Raw genomic sequence first — 9,717 nt, 5'->3', positions numbered from 1 at the left:
CACACCTGAACAGGCCACCGCGGCGGCCAGGCCACAGCCCGCGAACCTAGCGTCAGAGGGACGCCAACACAAGCCATGTCAACACGTTAAAGCAAAAACCCCTCTGACGAGGGGATATGCTGTGCCCGAGGTGGACTCGAACTGCATTCCAAGCCTTGCAAACACTGGGAACCCGCGAAAACATGCGGAATCCGAAGGAGTCCGGCGGCTCTAAAGCCCGATCCGAAGCCAAGAGTGTGGACAATGTCCACAACTCGATTGCGCCCCCTCGAAGCGATCAACCTACGACCGCATCCCGCAACGAAGGGATGCAGTTTTTCTTTGTCCTGACAAATTTTGCTCGCCCTTCAACAGACATTTGCGATCCTAGAACTTGCACTGTCCCACCTTTAGCGATGCTCCCCCCACGCCGAGCCACTACCGCTGCGAGTGGTTCGAACCGGTCTTATCTTGGTAGGTCATGCCACTTGCTCCCCTGGCGTCGAGTCAACCCAAGGAAGACCGATGCCAAGCACGTGCCCGGGCGGCAGGTCGCCCCCGTCGCAGCACCCGTACTAACCACCACCCCAGAAGGAGCATCACGGCATGCGAGCGTTCGTAGTCACCAAGTACGGGGAGCCTCTCCGCGAGGCGGACGTCCCTGAGCCAACAGTCGGGGACCGCGATGTGCTCGTGCAGGTTCAGGCGGCGGGCCTGAACCCGCTGGACGAGAAGATCCGGCTGGGCGAGTTCAAGCAAATCCTGCCCTACGAACTCCAACTGATCCTCGGCAACGACGTCGCCGGCACAGTCCTCCAGGTCGGGCAAAGGTGCGCGGTTTTAAGCCCGGCGATGAGGTTTACGGCCGCCCCGACAAGGACCGCCTCGGCACCTTCGCCGAGCGCATCTTCGGCGCCGCGTCCCTGGTCATCCGCTACACCAGCTCCGAGGACCTGATCGAGGCCATCAGCAGGCTCGAAGGCCAGCTAACAGCGTCCCTGCAGCTCACCGAAGAGGACTACTCGACGGCGGCGCCCCTTATTCCGGCTTTGGAGCAGAAAGTGGGCCGCATCATCATCAACGGTTGGCCCACCGGCGTCGAAGTCGGCCACGCCATGGTCCACGGCGGCCCCTTCCCCGCCACCTCCGACTCCCGCACCACCTCAGTCGGAACCCTCGCCATCAACCGCTTCCTGCGCCCCGTCGCCTACCAAAACATCCCCCAGGAACTCCTCCCAGCCCCGCTGCAGGACGAAAACCCCTGGAAGGTCAACCGCCTCATCGACGGCAAACCCGAACACGGTTAAACCCGCGCTACCCCATAACTTCCGGCCCCGGGCAAGCCTCTCGCAACGAGTCGCCCGGGGCCGGATCCCCAACCATCTCGCTGGCTGGGCGCTTTAGCCTTTGGCGCCGAGTCCGGCCTGCGAAGTGAGCTCGGTCAGCCACGGCCGGTGTTCACGGTGGAATGTGATGCCCTCCGGCAGGCCCTGCACCAGCGGCCCAGAGTGGGTGATGTCAATAGTGATCCGGCCGCCGGCCAGTGGTGCGTTAGTAATGTGCAGGTCCCCGTAGGACTCCGGCAGGGCCGGATCCATCCAGAAGCCACCCCGCGAAACGTGGGCGTCGTACCGCATCAGGCTGGTGATCAGCATGATGGGGGTGGTTGCCGCCCACGCCTGGGGTGAGCAGGCGGTGGGGTACGGCACCGGTTCGGCCACCTGTTCCCGGCTGAAACCGCAGAACAGTTCCGGGAGCCGCCCGTCGGAGTAGTCCGCCGCTTCAAGCAGGGCTGTAGCGATCCGTTGCGCCTCCTCCACGAATCCGTAGCGCATGAGGCCCGCCGCAATGATGGCGTTGTCATGCGGCCAGACAGACCCGTTGTGGTAGCTTGCCGGGTTGTAGGCACCCATGTCCGTGGCAAGGGTCCGGACGCCCCATCCGCTGAACATCTCCGGCGACATCAGACGCTCGGCCACCAGCGGCACCTTGTCATCGTCAACGATGCCGTGCCACAGGCACTGGCCCATGTTTGAGGCACAGGCGTCCACCGGGCGCTTCCTGCCGTCCAGCGCTACAGCGAAGTAGCCGCGTTCCGGGAGCCAGAACGCCTCGTTAAACTTCTTCTTCAGCGCCGCCGCCTCTTCGGTGAGCTGCACTGCCAAAGGCGCGTCGCCGCCGTCGTACGCCATCCACGCCCGTGACAGAAGCGCAGAGTACACCAGCGCCTGCACCTCGCAAAGGGCTATTGGCGGCTCGGCCAGGGTGCCGTCGGCGAAGTTGATACCATCCCACGAGTCCTTCCAGCCCTGGTTGAGCAGGCCCTGGTCATTGAGGCGGGAGTACTCGACGAAGCCGTCTCCGTCCTTGTCGCCGAAGTTCCGGACCCAGTCCAGCGCGCGGTCCGCGTTGGGCAGGAGGGCGGCGATGGTGTCCTTCGCGAAGCCCCACCGGCTGACGGAGGCCAAGGTCATCACGAACTGGGGAGTGGCATCCACGCTGCCGTAATAAACCGACTTGCCCCCCAGAGCCAGCCCGGAAGACACCCCCAGCCGTACCTCGTGGAGGATCTTCCCGGGTTCCTCCTCACTCACCGGGTCCACCACCTTGCCCTGGCGGTCAGCCAGGGTCTGCAAGGTGCCAAGAGCCAGTGACGGGTCCACAGGAAGGGCCATTTCGGACGCCCACAGCGAGTCACGCCCAAACAGCGTCATGAACCATGGCGCTCCCGCGGCCACCACAATCCGCTCCGGATGCGCAGGGTCCTCGATCCGAAGTGCGCCGAGATCGTCGTAACTGCGCCGCAGCGTACGCTCGATGGACCGGTTGGTCATCTGCAGCCTGGGGATCTTAGCGACCCATTCCTGGTGCCGCCGGTCGCTCGGTGAGGTGCCATGCCGGACAGGGCGCGACACGGTTTGTTGCCCGGCGGATGCGACGCTCAGCCGCGTGCCCCAATGGCCGTAACCGGGCACCGTCGCCTGGTAGGTGAGCGCGTCCGCGGTGGCTACGGCCCCACGTCCCCGCACCAGGACAGCTTTCCGCAGGTCCTGCCAGGCCGCGCTGATGATCAGGGAATTGCCGTCGGCTCCACGGACGACCTCCCAGCGCCGCTGGACCCTCGCCTCCTTTACCTCGAACAGGTCCGCGAAGTCCGAATCCACGCCGACGGAGATGCTGCACTCCACAGGGTCCCCGGAGTAGTTGCGAATGGTGATTTCCTCAACCACTCCAGCAGCCACTTCCCGCAGGCGCTCCACAATTAGAGGGCTGTCCGCATATCCGTCCCCGCGCGGAACGCGGCCGATGAACAGTGCCCGGTAGGGTTCCTTCGTTTCCGCGGCCAGCGGCTCGAGCGACTGGCCGTTCACCGTCATGCTCCACCCGGACAGGATCCGGGTGTCCTCGTGGAACACACCGTGGGGAAGTTCCGGGTGGATGTCGCCATTGGCGGCGGAAATACAGAAGGATGAGCCTTCAACCAGCGTTACGGTTCCAGCCCCCACAGGCCCTGCCGCTGTGTCTGCATTCCATCCAGCCATGTCCGCTCCTTTGACGGTACGACCGTTCCCGGCGGAATAGACGCTACGCCTCAGGCAGGGCTGATGAAAGGGGCGTTCGCAGCAGCGGCAGGACGTCATGGAGCACATCCTTGTCAACGGCCCTTGTACGCCGCCAGCAATCTCCAGCAGATGGGGGTCGTACAGCAGCCGCGCGTCGTCGACCGAGCATCGCACGGCTCGAACACGTCGTTGGAACAAACGATCCTCAGCCCACCCCTTCGCCGCCAACGAGCATTCCCGCGTCTAACAGCAGGCGGCTTGCACGCCCTGCCACGGCCCACGAGTGCACTTCACTCCTGCCACGGCGGCCGGGTTCTGCCGCCAGTACCCAAATTCCAGCTCGGCAGACGTGCCCCACGCACGGGAGGCATAACCCAGCGGCAATAATGCCTGGCCACTTCACGAGCAACTCGTCAACTTGAAGCACACCCCAACCTGACAAAGGGGGCGTTGTTTAGTCCCAGAAATAAGGGACTTCAATCCGAGTCCACTGAGGGGCTGGGTCTCGCCGCCCACACCCAGGGACAATTCTCATGGGTTATCCACCGCTACTGCTGCTCCGGGAGCTAATCCGGGACTCCCAATATCCGCCGTGGATAGCCCGAATTGACCCCCAACTGTGGACGGAACAGAGTCACCAGCGCAGCTTGTCCGAGCCTCGCCAGGTTGACGGAATATCCGTTATTGACCCTTCGAAGATCGCTTGGTGGAGTGGCCACGATGAGCAGAATTAGGCATTTTTGGCCTTCCTAACTAAGCGTCCGATGGCCGCAAGCACGTGGTCTACTGGAACTCGCGGAGGTGGTCCGTCGGTATCCTGTCGCGGTCGTACGTTATTTTGTCGTAGCCGTGAGGTTCAGGTTTTCCTTCCGCGCCCAGGTTAACGAAAACTATCTCCTCGATGGTCAGGATGCTTTGGCGGGTGATCATGTTCCGGACCTCAGCACGCATTGTCAGAGAGGTGCGACCAAACTTTGTCGCTGTAAGCCCCATCTCTATCAGATCGCCCTGAACTGCGGAGCTGACAAAATTGATCTCCGAGATGTACTTGGTGACAGCACGGCCGTTGCCAAGCTGAATGATGGCGTATATCGCCGCTTCTTCATCAATCCACTTCAACAGGCTTCCGCCGAACAACGTGCCGTTGGCATTGAGGTCTTCAGGCCGCACCCATTTTCGGGTACGGAAGCTGATATCAGGCATTTTCATGAGTGCCGCAGTAACTGATGCATGGCTGCTGTTGGATCGGCAGGACACACGGGGAGGCCGAGGTGTGTCGCCCGTCCTGCCATCCTGTCAGGCCTCTGCCCCGATGCTGTCGTTAGCGGTCCGGTTGGTGTCCAAATCTTCGCCGTTTTGCCGTGCTGCTTCTTTGCGTCCCCATCCACCGGGCAGGAGTGCAACGGACATGATCGAGATGGCAGAGACGATCAGGAGGTAGATGACGATGGAGTCACTGGATTGAGTGGCGGCGAACAAGGCCGTTGCAATCATTGGAGCGAAGGCAGATCCGCAAATCTGTGAGATGGTGTACCCCACCGACGCTCCGGTGTAGCGGACTTCCCGGGAGAAGACCATGGAGAACAGGGAGCCAGTGACGCCGGCGGCCGGGGACATGGCGATGCCGAAGACCAGCACCACGGCGAGGGTGAAGTTGGCCGCCACGCCCGTGTTGATAAGCATGAACGCGGGACCGATGGAAACACCCATGGCTACGGCACCAATGAGGTACATGGTCTTACGGCCGTACCTGTCGGAGAGTGAGCCGAAGACGGGCATGAGGACGACTGCGACGAGACCAGCGACGAAGACTCCGAGCAGGACGCTGGTGCGGTCAATCTTGGCGATGGTGGTGGCGTAGTTCACCAGGTAGGCCATGGTGATGTATGCAAAAACGCCCTGGCTGAGGTAGGTGCCGGCGACGAGGAAGATCTCCTTGGGGTGCCGGCGGAAGGCTTCCTTGATCGGGAGCTTCACCAGTTCTTTCTTCTCGCGGGCTGCTGCGAATGCGGGGCTTTCAGCGATGGTGAGGCGGATGACCAGGCCGACAACGACCAGGACTGCGCTGACGAGGAACGGCAGCCGCCAGCCCCAGGCGATGAACTGGTCCCCGGGCAGCTGGGTGGCGCCAAGGAAGGCGACGGTGGCGAGGGCAACGCCTGCAGGGGCTCCCATCTGGGGAAACGCTCCATAGAAGCCCTTCTTGCCCTTCGGTGCGTGTTCGACGGCCATAAGAGTAGCTCCTCCCCATTCGCCGCCGACGCAGAACCCCTGGAAGAGGCGCAGGACGGTCAGGAGAATGGGTGCGGCGATGCCAATCTGTGCATAACCTGGCAACAGGCCCATCAGGAATGTTGCGGCGCCCATGCCCACCAGCGAAATGATGAGCATCTTCTTCCGCCCGACCCGGTCACCGAAGTGGCCGAAGACGATGCCTCCAAGGGGGCGGGCGAGGAATCCCACGCCGAAGGTGGCAAAGGACAGCAACGTGCCCATCAGTGGGCCGGCTTCGGGAAAGAACAGCCTAGGGAACACCAGCGCTGCTGCTGTTCCGTAGATGAAAAAGTCGTAGTACTCGACGGTGGTGCCGATGAAACTTGCCATCGCAACCTTCATTGGGCCGGTACGAACTCCGCTGGCTGGGGATGTCTTCGCTGACATGTGGTTCCTTCGAACTGGGAAAGGACATGGGAGGGCGTCCCGTAACTTGGGACTTCCAGCGTGCACCTGGGATCTCCTCGACCACGTCGGTGCAAGCGATGGGTGGGTCCAGCGTGCCGTGACGAGCTCCACTCCAAATGCACATGTTCATTCATCGAACAGTCTTCTTTGAGTCGTCGCGTGGGTTTTGTTGCCGACCAGTTGGCGGCGGCCGCAAATCTTGTCCTTCAAGGAGGAGGCTGCAAGCATCCGGGGCAGCTTTTAATCGGGCCGTTCCCCGCATGCAGGACTTTGTTTGTTGGGGCTTGCTACTGGGTGCGCCGGGACATTGCAGCTCCAAGTCCGCGGGAGATCCCTCTGCCGGCAGCCACCACTGCGGGCACAACAGAGTTCAGGTTCACTGTTCCGGCTGCAACGACGACAGAGAGGGCGGCCACACACTCCCCTGACGTACCAAAAATGGCTGTCGCCACGGATTGCGCGTCCAAACTCGTCTCCTGATTCACCAGCGCAAATCCCTTCCGCCTGTATTCGCCCAAGTCGGTTCGAAGCTGGTCGGGGTCGGTAATTGTCGTTGGCGTGTACGCCTTCAGGCCCTCCGAAATGACTTGCCGAAACAGGCTCTCACCCCCGTGGGCTAAAAGGACTTTCCCTACGCCGGAACTGTGCAGCGGGAGACGCCCGCCAACTTGGGAGACCAGCCCGAGGGCATTGGATGTGGACATGCGCTCGACAACTACCGCTTCGACGCCTTCGAGCACCGCCAGCTGCACGTGTTGCCGCAGGGCAGCATGGAGATCCTCCATGAACGGCAAGGCAACAGTACGAAGGGGAAGACTGCGGGGGGCAAGCGTGCCCAGTTCCCAGACCCGGATGCCGATGACGTACCTTCCGTCGTCGGTGCGCTCCAGTAAGCCTTCGGAGAGCAACTCGAGTACGAGCCGCCGCACGGTGGCGTGGGGCATTCCGGTACGCCGGGTGAGGTCGGCAAGTGTCAGGCTTGCACCGCCGGACTTGAAGGCAAAAAGAACGGCGCTCAGGCGTGAAGCTACGCTGCGCCCAGGCTCGGTATTGAGCGGCATTAGATCTCCTGGCAACGGTGGCATCACGGACTATTTGTTCGTTCAGTGAACATTATCCTCCCACGGGGGAAAGGGGCACGGACTATGGATTCAACCCCACAGCACCGAGTGTTGGCGATGCGACACTCCCTCCCGGAAGGCAAGAAACATGAGTACTGAAACCAACAGGACAGCGGAGCCGGAAGGTCCCCGCATCGTTATTCTGGGCGGCGGGATCGGCGGGCTGGCAGCAGCTGGGTTCCTGCACCGTGCCGGTCTTACTGCGACAGTTTACGAACAGGCCCCGGAGCTGGGCGCTGTTGGAGCTGGCCTGGTTGTCTCCCCCAACGCTGTACGCCTGATACGCCGGCTCGGCCATATCGATGCTTTCCTGGAAACAGCCGTGCCCTTGGACGTGGGATGGGAATTCCGCCGCTGGGAGGACGGCGCAGTCCTGTCATCCGAGCAGCTCACGGGCAGGTGCGAGGAACTCTACGGCGAACGAACCTATGTGGCCCACCGCGCAGATTTGCTGGATGCCGTTAAAGCGGCGGTCCCGTCCGAGTGGCTGCGCCTGGGCAAACGCTGCGTGGAAGTTCAGCCACATGACAGCGGCGCGAGACTCACATTTGATGATGGCAGCACCGCCGATGCAGACATCCTCATCGGCGCCGACGGAGTCCACTCGGTGGTGAGAAACGCGATTGCCGACTCCGGTCCCGCAGAATATTCTGGCCTGTGCGCCTACCGGGCGATCGTGCCCATGGAAGATGCCCCCGAATTTGCACGTCGGGCAGCCCAGACCTTGTGGATCGGCCCCGACCACCACCTGGTGCACTATCCCATTTCCGGCGGCACCGCCGTAAACATCGTGGCATTCGGTCCCGCCGGCGATTTCACCGCGGAATCCTGGAGCACCAAGTCGACTGTCGATGAACTGCTCGCCGAATTTGACGGCTGGGATCCCCGGCTCACGGAATTGATCCGGGCAGCCGGAACCCCGGGACGCTGGGCACTCCTGGACCGTGAACCGTTGACTCAATGGTCCTATGGCCGGCTCACTCTGCTCGGCGACGCAGCCCATCCCATGTTCCCCTTCTTCGCCCAGGGCGCTGCCCAGGCCATCGAAGACGGAGCCGCCCTCGCACAATGCCTGGCCGATGACCCGGAGGACCCGGCCCGCGCCCTGCGGACCTATGAAAAAGTCCGTATCAGCCGGACTACGAAGATCCAGCAGCTCAGCCGCGCCCGAAAACACAAAAACCATCTGTCCGACGGCCCTGACCAGCGAGAGCGCGACGACGCCCTGGCCCAGGGCGACCCCTTGGTCAGCAACGGCTGGCTCTACGGCCACGACGCCGAACTCGCAGCCAAGGAGGCGTTGGTCTGATGCCTACTTTTGAACATGTGACCCTGGGACAGCGTGTGCTGTTCGGCTCCGGCAAGGCAGCTGAAAACCTCGCCGCAGAGGTATCCCGGCTTGGGTCCACGCGCGTCATGGTGATCGCCTCCGAGTTCGAAGCGCAGATCGCTGCCGACGTGACGACCGGTATCGACGTCGCGTCCTTCTATGACGACGTTGCACCCCACGTACCCATCGAGAAGGCAGAAAAAGCGCGCTCGAAGGCTGCGGAGCTGGGCATTGACTTGCTGGTTTGTGTCGGCGGCGGCTCAACCACCGGCTTGGCGAAAGCCATCGCCATGACCACGGGGCTGCCCATCATCGCCGCCCCCACCACCTACGCCGGATCTGAAGCCACCAACGTCTGGGGGCTGACGGAAGCGTCCCGGAAAACCACCGGCGTGGACGACAAAGTATTGCCTGTCACGGTAATTTACGACGCAGCCCTGACGCTCTCTCTGCCCGTGGATCTGTCCGTCGCTTCCGGCCTGAACGCATTGGCCCACTGTGTTGATTCGATGTGGGCTCCGCGTGCTGACCCGATTAATCAGGCGCTGGCCGCGGAGGGAATCCGCGCGCTGAACCAGGGCCTTCCGCAAATCAAGGATGATCCGTCAAGCCTCCTGGGCCGAGAACAGGCCCTGTACGGGGCGTACCTTTCCGCGGTCGCCTTTGCTTCCGCCGGCTCAGGGATGCACCACAAGATCTGCCACGTCCTCGGGGGGGCCTACAACATGCCCCACGCCCAGACACATGCCACCGTCCTGCCCTATGTGCTGGCGTTCAACGCACCTTACGCACCGGACGCCGAGGTCAGGATCGCCGCCGCCTTCGGAGCCGATGACGCCATCAAGGGACTCAACGCCCTGCGCGAAACCTTGAGTGCGCCCAAGGCCCTGAAAGACCACGGCCTGGCCGAAGAAAACATTCCCGAAGCGGTCAGGCTGATCCTGCCCGCAATCCCCGCCTCCAACCCGTGCCCGGTCACGGAGGAAAACCTCGAGGAACTCCTCCGCTCCGCCTACTCGGGCACCACCCCCGGACTCTAAGG

6 protein-coding genes and 2 pseudogenes are annotated in these 9,717 nt (G+C 62.6%); 4 read left to right on the top strand and 4 right to left on the bottom strand.

Going from position 1 to position 9,717, the window contains the following annotated elements:
- Window positions 1-585: 585 nt before the first annotated feature.
- Window positions 586-887, top strand: a pseudogene (locus CXQ88_RS21815) (alcohol dehydrogenase catalytic domain-containing protein); the annotation flags it as partial.
- Window positions 879-1,286: pseudogene (locus CXQ88_RS21810) on the top strand (aldehyde dehydrogenase (NADP(+))); the annotation flags it as partial. The pseudogenes CXQ88_RS21815 and CXQ88_RS21810, both read left to right, overlap by 9 nt.
- A gap of 93 nt (window positions 1,287-1,379) precedes the next feature.
- On the opposite strand, the gene CXQ88_RS12305 reads toward CXQ88_RS21810, so the two are convergent.
- The 4 genes from CXQ88_RS12305 to CXQ88_RS12290 all read right to left on the bottom strand — a co-directional run bounded on the left by CXQ88_RS12305 (window position 1,380) and on the right by CXQ88_RS12290 (window position 7,285).
- A complete protein-coding gene (locus CXQ88_RS12305; protein ID WP_104044446.1) occupies window positions 1,380-3,521 on the bottom strand; it encodes an amylo-alpha-1,6-glucosidase in 2,142 nt (713 codons plus the stop codon).
- Between the two features lie 804 nt (window positions 3,522-4,325).
- Window positions 4,326-4,751: an acyl-CoA thioesterase gene (locus CXQ88_RS12300; RefSeq protein ID WP_104044489.1), complete on the bottom strand. Its 426-nt coding sequence runs from the start codon at window positions 4,749-4,751 to the stop codon at window positions 4,326-4,328.
- An 87-nt stretch (window positions 4,752-4,838) separates the two neighbouring features.
- Window positions 4,839-6,146 (bottom strand): MFS transporter, encoded by a 1,308-nt coding sequence (locus tag CXQ88_RS12295; protein WP_219816324.1) that lies wholly within the window; start codon window positions 6,144-6,146, stop codon window positions 4,839-4,841.
- Window positions 6,147-6,511: 365 nt separating this feature from the next.
- Window positions 6,512-7,285 (bottom strand): IclR family transcriptional regulator, encoded by a 774-nt coding sequence (locus CXQ88_RS12290; protein ID WP_104044444.1) that lies wholly within the window; start codon window positions 7,283-7,285, stop codon window positions 6,512-6,514.
- A 148-nt stretch (window positions 7,286-7,433) separates the two neighbouring features.
- On the opposite strand from CXQ88_RS12290, the gene CXQ88_RS12285 reads away from it, so the two are divergent.
- Both CXQ88_RS12285 and CXQ88_RS12280 read left to right on the top strand, forming a co-directional pair.
- Window positions 7,434-8,654 carry an FAD-dependent monooxygenase gene (locus tag CXQ88_RS12285; RefSeq protein WP_104044443.1) on the top strand — a complete coding sequence of 407 codons (1,221 nt, stop codon included), beginning with the start codon at window positions 7,434-7,436 and terminating at the stop codon, window positions 8,652-8,654.
- Window positions 8,654-9,715: a maleylacetate reductase gene (locus tag CXQ88_RS12280; RefSeq protein WP_219816323.1), complete on the top strand. Its 1,062-nt coding sequence runs from the start codon at window positions 8,654-8,656 to the stop codon at window positions 9,713-9,715. Before CXQ88_RS12285 ends, CXQ88_RS12280 begins: the two co-directional genes overlap by 1 nt.
- Window positions 9,716-9,717 lie beyond the last annotated feature (2 nt).

Origin of the sequence: Arthrobacter sp. ZGTC412, from assembly GCF_002929215.1 — a bacterium.
Taxonomy (GTDB): domain Bacteria; phylum Actinomycetota; class Actinomycetes; order Actinomycetales; family Micrococcaceae; genus Arthrobacter.
This window is presented reverse-complemented; position numbering and strand designations above follow the sequence as displayed.